The following is a 15,686-nucleotide window of genomic DNA, read 5'->3' as shown; positions in this document are numbered from 1 at the left end:
TTGAACGTCACAAGACCTATCAACGATTGCGACAGAGCCACGTAGGTTGGGGTGAGCGCAGCGAACCCCAACGAACGCGTGCACTCGGTGTTGGGGTTCGCTGCGCTCACCCCAACCTACAACAGCTCAGGTGTGCCAGTGGCTCAATCCGTGCGCGGTCTCTGCATCCGGCATGGCGATATCGGGAATGGAATCGTGTGCGATGGGGGCCGACGCCATCGCTGGTGTGCTGACGGCGCTCGCCGCGGAACGAGGCGCCAGCCGCCCGGCCAGCACCAACTGACCGATACGGTGATATACCTCGTCGCGACCGAAGGGCTTCTTCATGAAATCGTCGGCGCCAAAACGCTGCAGGTAGAACTGCTCGGTCGCCTGCGCGTTGCCGCTGATCATCACGATGGGGATGTGCTGGGTGCGCGGATCGTGGCGCAGGGCGCGCAGCACGTCGAAGCCGTTGAGCCCGGGCATCACCACGTCGAGAAAGATCAGCGCCGGCTGCTCGCGAATCGCCATGATGATGGCGCTATGACCGTCGTTCGCCTTCAACACCGCGTATTGGTCCTGTACCAGCATCTTGCCAAGCACCGCGCAGATGGTCGGCGAATCGTCGACTACCAGCACCCGCGCACCCGCGGCGGCCTGCGGGCGCGCGCCGGAACCGATGCTGTTGAGCAGACGCTGGACAAAACTGGGCTTGGCGAAACTGACGGTACTCATGGTGCAATCCCCTTCGGTAGACCCATGGTCAAAACGGCGCCGCGCCGTGCCGATGGGACTGTTGGAGGATAGTTCCGCAAATTGCGCCGGTAGAATGCGATGTACTGCTCAGCGCGCGTCCTTCATCCGGCGCAAATCGCGGCGCGCGTGCTTGTCCGGACGCGACGGCGGGTGATCGAAGGCCGCGCCGCTGAGCCGCCGCTGCTCCTTCAACGTCTCGCGCGCGAGGCGGCTGGCGTCGGTTTCGCGGTACAGCGCCTGCGCCACGCTGGCCGGGCCACGCTTGTCGGACAGGGCCAGCACCTCGACCTCCATCCGCTCGTCGCCACGCACTACTTTCAGCCGGTCGCCCACGTGCAGCGCCTTGGCCGGCTTGCAGCCGAGGTCGTTGACGTCGATCTTGCCACCCTCGATCGCCTGCTTGGCCAGGCTGCGCGTCTTGAAGAAGCGTGCGGCCCACAGCCAGATGTCGACACGCACTTCATCCACGGATTCACTCTCTCGTTCGCTCATGCGCGATAGTCTCGCCTGATCGACGTCACAGCAGGGAGAAAACCATGGACTGGCATATGTCCCATATCATCACCGGTGCGCTGCTATTTGTCGCCGGCTATGCGTTCGGTCGCATCAGCAAGGCGCTCGCCATCGCGCGCGACTCGCGCGCCCGATGGACGCCGAACCTCAACATCGAGGACGTTCATATCGAGACGGCGGTTCGCAGCGGAAACAAGATCGAAGCCATCAGGCTTTACCGCCAGCGCAACGGCGCCGGCCTGAAGGAAGCCATGCAGGCGGTCGAGGCGATCGCCCACCGCAGCAACGTGCGCTTCTGAACCATCGCCCGTCAGTGACGACCCTGGCAACGATAAAGCGCACGGCGCATCAGCGATCGTGCGGATCGGGCATGGCGATATCCGGGATCGCGTCGTGCACCGTTTGATCGATCGGTTCCTCTGCCAGCTCCGCCGGGTCACGTTCGCGCACTGTCAGTCGTCCGCTCCCGGTCAGCGCCTGGATACGCGCAAAGACTTCGCCGCGGCCGAACGGCTTTTTCATGAAATCGTCGGCGCCAAAGCGCTGCACGTAAAATTGCTCGGTCGCCTGCAGGTTGCCACTGATCATCACGATCGGAATGTCGTGCGTCAGCGTCTCGCGGCGCAGCGCGCGCAGCACGGCGAAGCCGTTCATGCCCGGCATCACGATATCGAGAAAAATCAGATCCGGCAGTTCGCGACCGGCCAGCGCGATCGCTTCTTCGCCAGTCGTCGCCTTGATCACCACGTGCCCGTCCTGGCTCAGCATCTTGCCGAGCACGGCGCAGATCGTGGGCGAGTCATCGACGACCAGCACGTGCAGGCCCTTGGGCACGCCGCTGCGCGGCGCAGCGCGACGCTCCGGCTGGCCGCTGCCAAAGATCCGCTTGATCCGTTCGAACGTGGCCATGCGACGACACTCCCCTGAGTATGGCCTCAGTCTCGGTGCAGCCGCCTCCGCACGCAAGCGCCGCCGGCTAGCCCAGCAGCCAGTTGCCCAGCGGTATGGTGGCCAGCGAAAGAACGATGCCTGTGCTGAGAACCGTATTGGCCAGCGCCGGGTCGAGATCGTATTCGTCGGCGAGAATCGCCGCCGAAATCATCGGCGCCATCGCGGCCTGCAGCACGCCTATCGTCAGCACCAGTCCCTGCACGCCGGCCAGTTTGCCCACGGCAAGGCAGACCAGCGGCGCCAGCAGGAGCTTCCAGCCCAGTCCGGCGCCTACCGCGCCCCATTCGCGTTCACCGGGGCGAAAGGTGAACTGCAGGCCGACCGAGAACAGCGCCAGCGGTGTGAGCGTGGCACCCAGCGGCACCAGTACGCCATCGATCGCGGAAGGCCAGCCGCCCAGGCGGCCGGCGACGATGCCGATGACCAGGGACACGAAGGCGGGAAACGTCAGAATGCGCCGCACGATCATCGCCGGCCGCGGCGTGCGCCCGGCGTAGATCGACGCCACCACTACGCCGGCCGAGGCCAGCAGCGGAAAGCAGCCCAACTGGTCGGCCACGACGGCTAGGGTCAAACCGTCCTTGCCACGCAGCGCCTGGATCAGCGGATAGCCCATGAACGAGGTATTGCCCAGCCCGCACACCAGGATCAGCGCACCGATGCGGCCGCGCGACCAGCCCAGCCACAGGCCGAGCAGGCCGAATACCAGCCAGGCACCGAAGAAGGTGATCCACATCGTCGCCACCGGAAACCACAGCTGCGGATCGAAGACGACTTTGGGGATCAGCTCCAGCACCAGCGCAGGCAGCGCCGCATTGATCACCCACCAGTTGATGCCTGGCACGATGCCGGCTGGCGGGCTGGCGAAACGCGCCACCAGCACGCCGAGCACGAGACAGGCAAACAACAGCAGCAAGGCACTCATCGGATCTCGCGTGGCGGCGACAGCAACAGCTATTAGACGCGATGCGGCGTCCGCCTGAAAGCGGCAGTGGCGGCGTTGGGCGATAATCCCCGCCTCCTTCGACTTGCGCGCCCACCCATGCCGGACATCACCCATCGCGTGCATGGCCTTGCCGATGACAGCGTTGCACCAGACTGGCCAGCGCTGCGCGCCGGCGAAGTCGCGCGGCTGTTGCGTTGCTACCCCGCCCTGGGCGCGCCGCTGAGCATTCGTTGGCATAGCCCGCGGCCGCTGTCCGCCGCCGTACTGGTCGACACCGACGAAGGCGCTGTTTTTGTGAAACGACATCATCGTCTGGTGCGTTCCGTGGCAACGCTCAGCGAAGAGCATCGCTTCATCGCGCATCTACAGACCGGCGGTATCCCCATACCCGACTTGCTTGCAGGTATGGACGGCCAAACGGCCATAGCAATCGGCGACTGGGTGTATGAGATCCACACTGTGGCAGAGGGCATCGACCTCTACCGCGACGCCGTTTCCTGGTCGCCGATCGCCGAACGCGGTCATGCGCGCGCGGCCGGCCGCATGCTGGCCACGCTGCACGATGCGGCCGCCAGCTATACGGCCGATCAGCGCGACACGCATATTCTGGTAGCACGCAGCGAACTGCTTGCCGCGGCCGACCCCATCGCCGCGTTTGCTCAGCAACTGCCCGATCGGCCGGGCCTGGCCGATTACCTGCGCCAGCGCGATTGGGCAGCCGATGTTCAGCGCGTGCTGGCGCCCTGGCATGACACGCTGCCGCAGCGCGTGGCCACACAATCGGCGCTGTGGACCCACAACGACTGGCACGTTTCCAATCTTTGCTGGAGCGACGCCGGCCCCAGCGCTTGCGTTAGGTCGGTGCTGGATTTCGGATTGTCCTCGCGCACGTTTGCGCTATTCGATCTGGCGACCGCGATCGAACGCAATGCAATCGCCTGGCTGGCGCTGGAGCAAGGCGATGGCGCCGTGCATGCCGATATCGCCCGCGCGCTGATCGACGGCTACCGCGAGATACGCGCACTGAGCGCCGACGATATCCAGCTGCTGGCCGACCTTTTGCCGCTGGTGCACGTCGACTTTGCGCTGTCCGAGGTGGAATATTTTCACGCCGTCACCGGCTCGCGCGCCAATGCCGACGTCGCCTACGACACCTTTCTGCTGGGCCACGCGTCGTGGTTCGCGACGCCGCACGGGCAGACCCTGCTGCAGGCGATTCGCGCGCTGGCCTGACGCAGAGCCCACGTTTCGTGATTCAATAGCGGTCTTGAAGCGGGGGTGCCCGGCGTTTGCCGGGCTGAGAGAGTCCCTTGGAACCTGACCCGGTTAGTACCGGCGTAGGGAGCTTGCTGAGTCGCTGGCGTCCGTTCGGGCGCGCGGCTTGCCGTCGCTTCGTGTGTGCCACCACGAGACGATGATCGATGACTATTACCCGCAATGTTCTTACGCTCGCCATGCTGTCTGCACTGGCGTTCGCTGCTGCGCCCGCCGCTCGGGCCGGCGACGCCACCACGCCCAGCGCGGCGCAGGCGACGCCGCTGGCCACGGTCAAGGTCAAAGGCAAAACCGACAAGGGCTATCGCGCCGAGAGTTCGCAGGTCGACACCTTCGGCAGTTTCGGCAACGCGCCGTTGCACGACACGCCGGCCGCCGTCACGGTCATCACGCGCGACCAGCTCGACGATCGCCAGCCGCGCACGCTGAGCGAAATCGCCCACTCCGACGCCGCCCTGGGCGACAACTACGCGCCGGTCGGCTACTACCAGGACATTTCCATCCGCGGCTTCCCGCTCGATCTGGCGACCGGCTTTCGTCTCAACGACATGACCATCACCGCCGAGCAGCTGACCCCGCTGGAAGACAAGCAGCAGGTCGAGATTCTCAAGGGTCTGGCCGGTCTCGAAGCCGGCGTCGTCGCACCCGGCGGCCTGGTCAATTACGTCAGCAAACGGCCGGCGGACGTGCACACCGTCACCGTGGGCACCGACTCGCACGGCTCGCAGTACACCGCGCTGGACATGGGCGCCTGGCTCACCCCGAACTTCGGCGTGCGCGTCAACGCGGCACACGAGGACATCCACTCCTACGTCGACCATACCAACGGCCGGCGCAGCTTTATCTCGCTCGCGGCGGACTGGAAGATCAGCGACAGCGCCACCCTGCAGCTTGATACCGATTACCAGACCAGCGGCCAGCGCTCGGTCTCCGGCTACCAGCTGCTGGGCGGCACCACGCTGCCGCCGCATCCGAGCAGCACCCAGCTGCTGGGCTACGAGCCGTGGCAGCAGCCGGTCGGGATCCACGCCAGCAACACCACGCTGCGCTTCAACTACCGCTTCAGCGACAAGTGGAGCCTTCAACTTTCCGGCAGCCACAGCCACAGCGTGATCGACGACAACGTGGCGTATGCGTATGGCTGCTTCTACGCGCCCTCCTGCGCGAGTGGCGCAACGCCCGGCTACTTTTTCGCGCCCAATGGCGACTACGACATCTACGATTACCGCAGCCCCGACGACACCCGCGAGAACGACGAGGCGCGGGCCGTGCTCAAGGGCAGTTTCGATCTCGGCAGCTTGAGCAACGAGGTGAGCCTGGGCACCAGCGCCTTCCGTCGCACGCTCGATCAGCGTCCATACGTCTACGACTACGTCGGCACGGCAAATATCAGCGAATTCAACCCGCCCTACTACGCGCCCTCACCGAATCAGCCGGGACCCTCCGCACGCACGCTGACCAGCTGGCAGCATGCGGTATTCGGGCTCGATCGCATTCACTTTGGCGAGCAATGGCAGGTGCTTGTGGGCGGGCGCTTCGTGCATCTGGAAGAGCGCGCCTACGATCCGTACGGCGTGCTTCAGCGCGACACGCGCCTGAGCAAGGTGCTGCCGCAGGCCGCCGTGATGTGGCAGCCGACGGCACCGCTGACGCTCTACGTGAGCTATAGCGAAAACCTTTCGCTCGGCGCCCAGGCGCCGTACTGGACCTCCAACGGCGACGCGATACTGCCGCCGCTGCAGTCACGGCAGGTCGAAGCCGGCGCGAAGTACGCGTGGAGCGACGCATTGGATCTCACCGCTGCGCTTTATCGCATCAGCCAGCCGTATCAGTTCGCGCAGCCCAGCAATACCGCAGCGGGCTTCACCTTCGTGCAGGAGGGCATCGAGAAACACACCGGCCTGGAGCTCAACGCCGACGGCCGTCTCACCGAAAACCTTCGCCTCACCGCCAGCCTCAACTTCATTCAGGCGCAAGCGTATGACACCGGCACACCCGCGTACGAAGGCCATCAGGTGGTGAACGTGCCACGCGCGCGTTCGGCCGTCTATCTGGATTACCGCCTGCCGTTCGCCAACAACTTCAGCCTGCTCGGCGGCTGGCGTTACGCCAGCGCCAATCCGGCCACGCCCAACGGCCTGGTCAGCGTACCGGCGTATAACGTCTTCGACGCCGGCATGCGCTACACCACCGTGCTGGGAGGCCACGCGCTGACCTGGCGATTGAATATCGACAACCTGTTCAATCACTTCTACTGGCGCGATACCGGCACCTCCGGCGGCGACAGCTTCCTGTTTCCGGGCGCGCCACGGCTGGCGCGACTTTCCGCAACGCTGGCGTTTTGAGCCGCACGTGATGGAACTACGCTGATGGAAATCTCCTGGATAGAACTGGTCGGCGCCCTGCTCAGCGCATGGGCGGTCTGGCTTACCGCGCAGCGCCGGCCGTGGTGCTGGCCGATCGGGCTGCTCTCGGTAGCGGTCTACGTGGGCATCTTTGCCGAGGCCAAGCTCTATTCCGACGCCCTGCTGCAGATCGCCTTCGCCGTGCTCATCGTCTACGGCTGGCTGCGCTGGCTGCGCAATCTCGACGACGACGGTCGCGTGCAGGTGGCCCCGCTGGCGACCGGAGAGGCGCTGGCGCATATCGCCATCGGTGTCGTGGGTTCGCTGTTGCTCGGCTTCGTCATGCACCGCTGGACAGACGCCGCGCTGCCCTGGCTCGATTCGGCGCTGACCGCCTTCAGCCTTGTTGCACAGTGGTGGCAGGCGCGCCGTCATATCGCCGCCTGGTGGCTGTGGATCGTGGTGGACGTGATCTACGTGGGCGAATACGTCTACAAGCATCTGGTGATCACGTCGGTACTGTATGCCGGCTTCATCGTGCTGGCATGCATCGGCGTGCGCAGCTGGCAAAAGGCCGGTCAAGGCAACGTGGCGGATACGAAACCTGCTGTCGTCTGACGTCGAAATATCGACCGCTTGTTCTCCCCCCGCCCGCTTCCACCTATCCTTCCAGCGGCTCATATAAGGGTAAGCTGAAGGCACGCCGGAACGACGTTGGGCGTGCATTTGGCCGACCCGGCAAACCTGTGGAGCGAGTCGCGATGCCGATGAGCCTGATGTCAGTGAATGTGTCGCGGCCAGTGGAAGTGCCGCACGGCGATACGTCGGTGCTGACCGGCATTTTCAAGCGCCCCGTGGCGGGTGCGGTCGCGGTGCGCCGGCTCAATCTCGATGGCGACGGGCAGGCGGACCTGATCAATCACGGCGGCGAGAGCAAGGCGGTCTACGCGTATTCGCTGGATCATTACGACTACTGGCGCGAGGCTCTCAGCCGGGATGACCTGACTTACGGACAGTTCGGGGAAAACCTCACCGTGGCCGGACTCGACGAGGCGCAGCTTTGCGTCGGCGATCAGCTGCAGATTGGCGACGCGCTGTTCACCATCAGCCAGCCACGCGTGCCCTGTTTCAAGCTCGGCATTCGTTTTGCGGACAAGCGCGTACCGAAGATGTTTGCGCTTTCCCTGCGCACCGGCTTTTATCTGCGCGTATTGAAGGAAGGGACCGTCAAGGCCGGAGACACGGTAGATGTCGTTGCACGAGGGGCGGGATGCTTGCCGATTCGATCGCTGTTCGATGGCTATCTGAAGCCCAACGATCGCGAAGCGCTGCGCTTGCTGGCGCGTGCGATCGAGATACCGGAACTGTCACCGGAATGGCGCGGGCATATCGGCGAGCGCCTGGCACGAAGGTCATGACCTGGCCGTTCGCGCTTCGCTGACCCGGCGTATGCAGCCTTACGATGCGCAGCAGGACGCTTTGCCGGTCCCGGCTGTATCGTGCATCTCCCCCGATAACGATCGCGTCGAACAGCGTGAAACGACGCCGGACCGTCATCCTCGCGGTTTTACGCCTCAACGCTTTTATTACGCCCGATAGGTGCAAAATAGCGCCAGCATGAGCAGCCAGCCCAACGCCAAACGCTTTTTCTGCCTCGCCGTGATTCTCTTGGCGACCTCGTGCGCGGCCAGCGCGCAGGATATCTACAAGTGCACCAAGGCCGGGCAGGTCGTCTATACCGATCGACCCTGCGCCGGCGGCAAGGGCGAACTGCTGCATCAGGCCGACGACACGGAGATCATCGATCAGTATCTCGACCTGGGCCAGGACGATGCAGCCAGGCGCTACGCTGTCTCACACAACATTACCGCGCTCTACAAGGAGCGCGTCGAGGCACGCAAGCAGCGGATGGCGGCCAAGGCTCAGGAGCAGGCCGACGAAGCGGCGGCCGAGCGACAGCAGCAGCAAGCCGATCTGCAGCAGGCGCAGATCGATGCCGCCGCCGCACGCGGGCGACTGCAGGGCGAGAACGATGTACTGCGCCAGCAGAACGCCCAGTACCAGAATCAGATGGCGCAACCGGTCTACGACGATGTCGGCCCGTTTTACAACGCCGTGCCCGGTTACCTGGGCGGCGGTCTACCCTACGGAGGCGAGCACGGTCATGATCACGACCACGACCAGGGTCATGGCCCTGGCCATGATCACGACGGCGCGCCGCCCGCCCTGCCTCCCCCGCCCGTCTTTCATCCGTGCGTGCCGGTTGCCGGCGGTACGGTGAAGTGCTGAACGTCGGGCGCTGAGCCCGCCCCTGTGGTCCACCGGCTTCGAAGACGGGATATCCCGGCCCCGCACGTTTCACCGATCTGACGATGCCTCGCAGGCACAGCCGGGCGATCGAGCGATCGCCTGCGCGATGACGCCGCGGGTGACGAACAATCGCGAGCGTCTGATCGACATCTTCACCCGGTATTTTCTACGCTCGGGCTTTTCCGCTACCTCTCACCCGTTCAAGCAACCAGGATAAATTCGGACATGAGCCACATCCACTTCATCGGTGGTGAAAAAGGCGGCGTCGGCAAGTCGGTCGTGTGCCGCGTGCTGGCCCAGTATTTCATCGATCACGGCATGCAGTTCCGCGGCTTCGATACCGACCGCTCGCACGGCGCGCTGCTGCGCTTCTATGCCGACTTCGCCCAGCCGGCCTTACTCGACCAGCACGACAGCCTCGACCCGGTCATTGAGTGCGCGCTGGAAAGTCCTGAGCAACACGTGCTGGTCGACCTCGCGGCGCAAACGCATGAGGCGCTGACGCGCTGGCTCACCGATTCCGATATACCGGGGCTTGCCACGGAAAGCGGCCTCACGCTGACCTGGTGGCACGTGATGGACAGCGGTCGCGATTCGGTCGATCTGCTGAAGCAGTGGCTGGATCAGTTCGGCGGCAAGCTCAATCTCGTGATCGTGCTGAACGAGCTGCGCGGCGATCGCTTCGACATGCTCGACGCATCCGGGCAGCGTCAGCGCGCCGAAGCGCTCGGCGCAAAAGTTATTTCCCTGCGCCGCCTGCCCGACACCGCCATGCTGAAGATCGACCAGTCGAACGTCAGCTTCTGGGCGGCACTCAATCATCCCGATCGCGCCAGCACCGGTCTGGGTCTGCTGGAACGCCAGCGGGTCAAGGTGTGGTTGAACAACGCCTACGCCGAACTGGGCAAGCTCGACCTGTGAGCGACGCGCCGACAGATCCGGCGGCCGTTATCGCCCGACGACTGTCTGCCGGGCGATAACCGCCAACGTTCTTACTGCGCCGGCTTGCCGCCGTGGGCGGGAATGAACTGCGTATCCACCGCCTCGGCCAACTGGTCGGGTGGCAGCAGGCCCTGAGCGATCAGGAAATCGTTGAACTGTTTCAGATTGAAGCTGTTGCCCAGTTCGATCTGCGTGTGCGCGCGCAGCTCGAGCAGGCGGGTATACCCGTAGAAATACGCGGTGGCCTGCCCCGGCGAGCGGAAGGTGAAGCGGTCGAGCTCCTCGCGTGCAAAGGCCTCGGACAGACCCACGTCGTTGACCAGGATGTCGTGCGCGCGGTCGTGGGTGATCAGGCCAAGGTTGAGCATCGGGTCGAGGAACGCGCGGGCCGCACGCAGCAGACGCAGCTGCAGGGCAATCATCTGCCCGCCCTTGGGCTCGTACGGCATCATCATGTATTCGGAATACAGCGCCCAGCCTTCGACGTTGACGCTGTTGAAGGCGAACAGCGACCGCGCCAGCGAAACGCCGTGTTCGACCATCGCCGAAAACTGCAGCTCGTGACCTGGCCTTCCCTCATGCGCCACCAGCGTCCACGCGCAGGATTTGCAGGTGAAGTCGTCGTAGGCCTGGTTGTCGCCCTTGCCATTGGGCGGATTGCCCAGCGGCAGCACGAACGCGCCGCGTTCGCCGTGGTTGTTGATCAGCGGCGGCGGGTCCATGTGCGGCGCGGGCTCCTGCGCACTTTCCGCCTCGGAGGCCACGCGCATGATCATGTCGCGATTGGGCAGCGAGACGATGCCCTGCTGGCGGATGATGTCCTGAATCTTGCCGATCACCTGGTGGTAATAAGGCTCGATCGAATCGCGATCGAGCTGATCCTTCTTCAGGCCCTTGACCACATCGCGATAGTCGGTGGCACCTTTGATGCCTTCCGCCCTGGCCACGTCCGGCGCCATCATCTGCATCTGCGCCTGGGTTTCCATGAACTCCAGCTCGGCCCGCTTGATCAGCTCCTGCGGCGTGATGTCGAGTCCGACCTGTTTGAGGTTGTTGGCATACAGCGCCGGCGGCAGGCGGAAGTCGGTGCGCGCATGCGGCAGCACCGTGGCCTTGACCCAGGCGTCGTAGTCGTTCAACTGCTTTTGCAGTTTGTCCAGCGCAGGACCCGCCCCGTCGATCTTGTACTTCGCGTACAGCTTGCGTATGCCGTCGACGTAACGTCCGGTGTTGGCCAGATTCTGTTCCACCTCGACCTTGTACGGGCCGATCAGCTTCGCGTCGCCGAGCTTCGCCTGGAACAGCGCCTGCGCCTCCTTCGTTACCGGCACGCAGCCGGCGGTCATACCGACATAGCACTGCAGGCGTTTCAGCGCCGCCGGCCGGCGCGCCGGCGCGACCTGATCCTGCAGCAGGGTGAACTCGCCCTGGAATATGGTCTGGCCGATGTCGTTGTACGGCAGCAGGTACTGCTCGTTGAGCTTGCTGTCCTCGATGCTGCGGTCAGCCGCCTTGATCATGATTTCCAGATCCTGGCGCACGTTCGCGTCGGTTTCTGCCGTCAGATTTTTCTGCAGCTGGTCGCGCGCGGCCGTGAGCGCGGCGCGCGAGCGATCGTCCACGTTGGGCTTGAGGTCGATGGCCTTGTCGTCGAAGCCGGGAAAGCCGAACTGCGAGGCAAACTCCGGATTGAAATCGGCCAGCGCCTTCAGCAGCGGCTGCGCGTCGGCGTTGCTCTTGGCGACCCAGTCCGGCGTGGCCGGCGTGGTGGAAGTCGATGCGCTGGCGGGCGCCACCTGGGCGGCGACCACGCCGCTGATGGCCAACGCGATACCCGCAATCAATGGTTTCAACATGGATGGATCTCCCCGGTAGATAACCGAGCGTAGACCCTGCAGCGCCATGCCGGATATGCCGAAGGTCATGCCGGCATCATTCGATGCCCGGATGCCGGCGTTCCGGCGCGACCACGACGCCGACGCCGCTGCGCGTCGGATCGATACCCGACCGGTCAGGCTGCAATTCAGATCCGCGCCTGCGGGTACACCCACCGCGCTTCGGTGCGGGTCATCAGCGCCGGGGGACCGGAGGTCTCGTTCCACAGCGCGCCGCACACTTTGCAGCGCATCAGGTAAGCCGGGCCTTTCGGATTCGCGGCCACGCGCTCGAAGCGGTCGTAGGGCGCGTGATAGCCGGATTGGCAGTCAGTACAAAGCATCGTCGCACTTCAATACGAAGGAGGACGCATAATCCCACAGGTGCAGGGCGTCAGCTCAGGGCGAACAAACGCGCGCCGCACCGGACGGGCGCGGCGCATCCACGGGCAGCGGCGATGCCGGCGTGACGCGATTGCGGCCCTCGGACTTGCTCTGATAGAGCGCGTTGTCGGCGCGTCTGATGGCATCTTCCAGATTTTCCTCCGGCATCAGCAAGGCCACGCCCATCGACAGCGTGAAACCTATCTGGCGGCCATCGTGATCGACTGCCATCTCGGCAACCCGCGCACGCACGCGCTCGGCGATAGGCAGCGCATCGTCAGTGCCGATATTCGGCAGCAGGAACAGGAACTCCTCGCCACCCCAGCGCGCAATGATGTCCTCGCTGCTGCAGGCGTCGCGAAATACGGCACTGGCGCGTGTCAGCACCACGTCGCCGGCCTCATGCCCGTATCCGTCGTTGATCTGCTTGAAATCGTCGATATCGGCAAGCACCAGCGACACCGGCTGACCGGCGTGACGCGCGCGCGCAATTTCCGGCTTCGCCAGCTCGATCAGATGGCGTCGGTTGGACAGTCCGGTCAGCGCGTCGCGGGTAGCCAGATCGCGCAGCTTGCGATCGCTCTTGCGCACCAGCGCGTAATAAAAGCGGGCCGTATAACTGGCCATCGCGAAAAAAATCGAGACATTGAACACGCTGAGAATCTGCAGCGGCGTATCGCCCATCGGCGCCAGCGTGCCGACGACATGCGCCGCCTGATGCAGACCCATATAGGCCAGAAACAGCACGATCAGCGGCAGCGCCACTCGCCGCACGCTGCCGCTCACCGCGATGGCGGGAATGAACATCAGCAGGTAGTAGTGAAAGCCGCTGTCCCAGCCCACCAGCAACGTGCCGATCGTCGCGTGTCCCACCACCTCGGCCCAGATCAGCAGCAGTGCGGGAACATTCCGCCGCCGCACCAGCAGCGCGTACGCCACGACATACATGGCGATGCTGACCACGTTGAGCCACGCCAGCAGCGGCGAGCTCACGGCGAGAAAGAAAACCAGGAACGCCGCGTCGACCGAGGCCGCCAGAAGGGTGACGCGACGGGTCATGACCCAGAAGGCGGAATGCGTCCGGGGCAGGCGCCGACCGTTCGCCTGGCCACCCGCAGTCGGCTCCGGCGCAGCGCGGGGGCCGGCAGCGGAAACAGGCTTGGATGACGCGGACATCGTGGGCAAGTGCCTGTTCGATCGGGATCGCTGACGCGAACGCGGCATGGATCGCCGTGTGTCAGGAGTGTTGCACCCCTGCGTGGACATGAACAGCCATATGCCAGTCAGGCCGCGATGCGCAGCGGCGAGCCTGCGCGCGCCACCACCACGCTTTACGCAGGGTTTTACGCGGGTTTTACGCATGAAAGACGCAAAAACCTGCGCTCGCCGAGCCGCTTCACGCCAGGTGCTCCGCACCTGCCTCGCTGTCTCTGAATGTTCATACACGGGTGATTAAATGCCCGTCGACCTTCGCGCGCTCCTGCCACGGTTTGCCGCAACCGTGCCGGGTATTCCAGTGAATTTGCTGCGGTCCGACCCGGCCGGTTAGCCACCCTCGTTGCCTCTCTCATCAGGAGTCCCTTGCCATGCTGCATCCTCCCATCCGCAAAACGCTGCTTTGCGCTTCGATCGCCTCGGTCAGCCTCGCGTTTGCCGTATCTGCCCAGGTGACATCGCCGCTGGCCAGGGCGCCGGCCACAGGCCAGATCATTCCCGGCCCGGTGGTCCACACCTCCCCGCAGGACGCCGTGCCCACCGCCACCCCGATCAAGCATCTGGTCGTGATCTTCGGCGAGAACCGTTCGTTCGACCACTACTTCGGCACCTACCCGGTTGCACAGAATCCCGCAGGCGAGCCGGCCTTCATTGCGGCGCCCAACACGCCGTCCGTACAGGGCCTGACGCAGGCGCTGCTGACCCAGAACCCGAACGCCACCAATCCGGTGAACGGCGTCAACGCGGTCAACCCGTTCCGTCTGGATCGCACGCAGGCCAATACCGAAGGCCAGAATCACTCCTACACGCCGGAGCAGCTGGCCTACGACAACGGTCTGGCCGATCGTTTCCCCGCTTACACCGGCAACAATACGGTGAGCAGCACCGGCACCTTCGGCACCAACGGCCTGGTCATGGCCTACTTCGACGGCAACACCGTCACCGCGTTGTGGAACTACGCCCAGCATTTTGCGCTGAATGACAACGCCTACAGCGACACGTTCGGCCCCTCCACGCCAGGCGCACTCGAAGTCGTCGCCGGCACCACGAACGGTGCACAGAATATCGTTGGTTCGTCGTCCACCATTCCGGACGGTCAGTCCGGGCTGACCCTGGTCGGCGACACCGACCCCGCCTACGACAGCTGCTCCTCGAGCACCAGCACGGTGCGCATGACCTCGAAGAACATCGGCGATCTGCTGAATGCGCACAACCTGACCTGGGGCGGCTTCATGGGCGGCTTCGACCTCACCGCCACCAACCAGAACGGCAGCACCGGCTGCACCCGCAGCACCTACTCGAGCGTGCTGGCGGCGACCAAGACCGACTACATTCCGCACCACAACTGGTTCCAGTACTACGCCTCCACGGCCAACCCAACGCATGCGCGCCCCAGCTCGATCGCCAAGGTCGGCTACACCGATCCGAAGGACAGCGGCGCCACGCCGGTGCACCACGAATACGACGTCAACGATTTCTTCAGCGCCGTGTCGGCCGGCAATTTCCCCTCGGTGAGCTACCTGAAAGCGCCGGCAGTGGGCGATGCGCATCCGGGCAATTCCGATCCGCTGGACGAGCAGCAGTTCATCGTGAAGGTCGTCAACTTCCTCGAGAAGCAGCCTGACTGGAAGAACACCGCCATCATCATCACCTACGACGATTCCGACGGCTGGTACGACCATCGCTATGCGTCGCCGACCACTTCGTCGTTCGACTCGACGACCAAGCAAGGTTCGGTGACCGGTGCAGATCAGCTCAACGGCCCGGGCGTGTGCACCGGCCCCGATGCCAAGCCCGGCATCGGCGTAAACGGTGGCGTGGTCAACGGCCGCTGCGGTCCGGGCACGCGCGTGCCGATGCTGGTCATCTCGCCCTACGCTCGCGTCAACTACGTGGACGATACGCGCGTAACGCAGTCCTCCGTGGTGCGCTTCATCGAGGACAACTGGCTCGGCGGCCAGCGCATCGGCCAGGGTTCGAACGATGCGACCACCGGCAGCATCATGGGCATGTTCGACTTCAACCGTAACCAGTTCACCGTGGCAAGGCCGATCTTTCTCGATCCCGTCCTGGGCACCAAGGTTCCCGCACCGATCGATCCGCGCCTGCAGCAGACGGCACAGGCCGTGCCGCGTTCGAACAAGGGACTGTAAATCTCCCAAGGACGACGCCCCTGCCCGGGTCTCACCGGGC

The 15,686-nt window shown here is 64.5% G+C and carries 15 protein-coding genes and 1 riboswitch; of the genes, 8 read left to right on the top strand and 7 right to left on the bottom strand.

Annotated elements, in window-relative coordinates; translation table 11 throughout:
* Nucleotides 1-126: 126 nt before the first annotated feature.
* Both ACDK93_RS06500 and ACDK93_RS06495 read right to left on the bottom strand, forming a co-directional pair.
* Nucleotides 127-717, bottom strand: a complete 591-nt coding sequence (locus ACDK93_RS06500; RefSeq protein WP_458071791.1) for a response regulator — start codon at nucleotides 715-717, stop codon at nucleotides 127-129.
* A gap of 108 nt (nucleotides 718-825) precedes the next feature.
* Complete coding sequence (locus tag ACDK93_RS06495; protein WP_458071790.1) at nucleotides 826-1,230, bottom strand: RNA-binding S4 domain-containing protein; 405 nt, start codon at nucleotides 1,228-1,230, stop codon at nucleotides 826-828.
* Between the two features lie 56 nt (nucleotides 1,231-1,286).
* Between ACDK93_RS06495 and ACDK93_RS06490 the strand changes: the two genes are divergently transcribed.
* On the top strand, nucleotides 1,287-1,550 hold the full coding sequence (locus tag ACDK93_RS06490) for a hypothetical protein (protein ID WP_458071789.1): 264 nt from the start codon (nucleotides 1,287-1,289) through the stop codon (nucleotides 1,548-1,550).
* Nucleotides 1,551-1,599: 49 nt separating this feature from the next.
* Here the strand turns inward: ACDK93_RS06490 and ACDK93_RS06485 are convergent, their stop codons facing one another.
* Together ACDK93_RS06485 and ACDK93_RS06480 are read right to left on the bottom strand one after the other, a co-directional pair.
* On the bottom strand, nucleotides 1,600-2,160 hold the full coding sequence (locus ACDK93_RS06485; protein WP_458071788.1) for a response regulator: 561 nt from the start codon (nucleotides 2,158-2,160) through the stop codon (nucleotides 1,600-1,602).
* A 67-nt stretch (nucleotides 2,161-2,227) separates the two neighbouring features.
* Nucleotides 2,228-3,127 carry an AEC family transporter gene (locus ACDK93_RS06480; RefSeq protein WP_458071787.1) on the bottom strand — a complete coding sequence of 300 codons (900 nt, stop codon included), beginning with the start codon at nucleotides 3,125-3,127 and terminating at the stop codon, nucleotides 2,228-2,230.
* Between the two features lie 117 nt (nucleotides 3,128-3,244).
* Here ACDK93_RS06480 and ACDK93_RS06475 point away from each other — a divergent pair, with 117 nt between their 5' ends.
* The 6 genes from ACDK93_RS06475 to ACDK93_RS06450 all read left to right on the top strand — a co-directional run bounded on the left by ACDK93_RS06475 (nucleotide 3,245) and on the right by ACDK93_RS06450 (nucleotide 9,999).
* A complete protein-coding gene (locus tag ACDK93_RS06475) occupies nucleotides 3,245-4,381 on the top strand; it encodes a phosphotransferase enzyme family protein (RefSeq protein WP_458071786.1) in 1,137 nt (378 codons plus the stop codon).
* Nucleotides 4,382-4,412: 31 nt separating this feature from the next.
* A riboswitch (TPP riboswitch) is annotated at nucleotides 4,413-4,509 on the top strand.
* Between the two features lie 60 nt (nucleotides 4,510-4,569).
* Complete coding sequence (locus ACDK93_RS06470) at nucleotides 4,570-6,768, top strand: TonB-dependent siderophore receptor (protein ID WP_458071785.1); 2,199 nt, start codon at nucleotides 4,570-4,572, stop codon at nucleotides 6,766-6,768.
* Between the two features lie 24 nt (nucleotides 6,769-6,792).
* Nucleotides 6,793-7,386 carry a nicotinamide riboside transporter PnuC gene (gene pnuC, locus ACDK93_RS06465; RefSeq protein WP_458071784.1) on the top strand — a complete coding sequence of 198 codons (594 nt, stop codon included), beginning with the start codon at nucleotides 6,793-6,795 and terminating at the stop codon, nucleotides 7,384-7,386.
* 149 nt (nucleotides 7,387-7,535) lie between these two features.
* Nucleotides 7,536-8,186 (top strand): MOSC domain-containing protein, encoded by a 651-nt coding sequence (locus ACDK93_RS06460; protein WP_458071783.1) that lies wholly within the window; start codon nucleotides 7,536-7,538, stop codon nucleotides 8,184-8,186.
* A gap of 199 nt (nucleotides 8,187-8,385) precedes the next feature.
* Nucleotides 8,386-9,057 (top strand): DUF4124 domain-containing protein, encoded by a 672-nt coding sequence (locus ACDK93_RS06455; protein ID WP_458071782.1) that lies wholly within the window; start codon nucleotides 8,386-8,388, stop codon nucleotides 9,055-9,057.
* Between the two features lie 246 nt (nucleotides 9,058-9,303).
* On the top strand, nucleotides 9,304-9,999 hold the full coding sequence (locus ACDK93_RS06450; RefSeq protein WP_458071781.1) for a nucleotide-binding protein: 696 nt from the start codon (nucleotides 9,304-9,306) through the stop codon (nucleotides 9,997-9,999).
* Nucleotides 10,000-10,070: 71 nt separating this feature from the next.
* Here ACDK93_RS06450 and ACDK93_RS06445 read toward each other — a convergent pair whose 3' ends face one another.
* The 3 genes from ACDK93_RS06445 to ACDK93_RS06435 all read right to left on the bottom strand — a co-directional run bounded on the left by ACDK93_RS06445 (nucleotide 10,071) and on the right by ACDK93_RS06435 (nucleotide 13,337).
* Complete coding sequence (locus tag ACDK93_RS06445) at nucleotides 10,071-11,873, bottom strand: DUF885 domain-containing protein (RefSeq protein WP_458072364.1); 1,803 nt, start codon at nucleotides 11,871-11,873, stop codon at nucleotides 10,071-10,073.
* Nucleotides 11,874-12,043: 170 nt separating this feature from the next.
* A complete protein-coding gene (locus ACDK93_RS06440) occupies nucleotides 12,044-12,238 on the bottom strand; it encodes a hypothetical protein (protein WP_458071780.1) in 195 nt (64 codons plus the stop codon).
* Between the two features lie 55 nt (nucleotides 12,239-12,293).
* Nucleotides 12,294-13,337, bottom strand: a complete 1,044-nt coding sequence (locus ACDK93_RS06435; protein ID WP_458071779.1) for a diguanylate cyclase — start codon at nucleotides 13,335-13,337, stop codon at nucleotides 12,294-12,296.
* 527 nt (nucleotides 13,338-13,864) lie between these two features.
* On the opposite strand from ACDK93_RS06435, the gene ACDK93_RS06430 reads away from it, so the two are divergent.
* Nucleotides 13,865-15,646 carry a phospholipase C gene (locus tag ACDK93_RS06430; RefSeq protein ID WP_458071778.1) on the top strand — a complete coding sequence of 594 codons (1,782 nt, stop codon included), beginning with the start codon at nucleotides 13,865-13,867 and terminating at the stop codon, nucleotides 15,644-15,646.
* Nucleotides 15,647-15,686: the final 40 nt, after the last annotated feature.

Source organism: Rhodanobacter sp. BL-MT-08, assembly GCF_054161255.1.
Note: the sequence above shows the minus strand (reverse complement) of the source record. Positions and strands in the feature narration are given on the sequence as shown.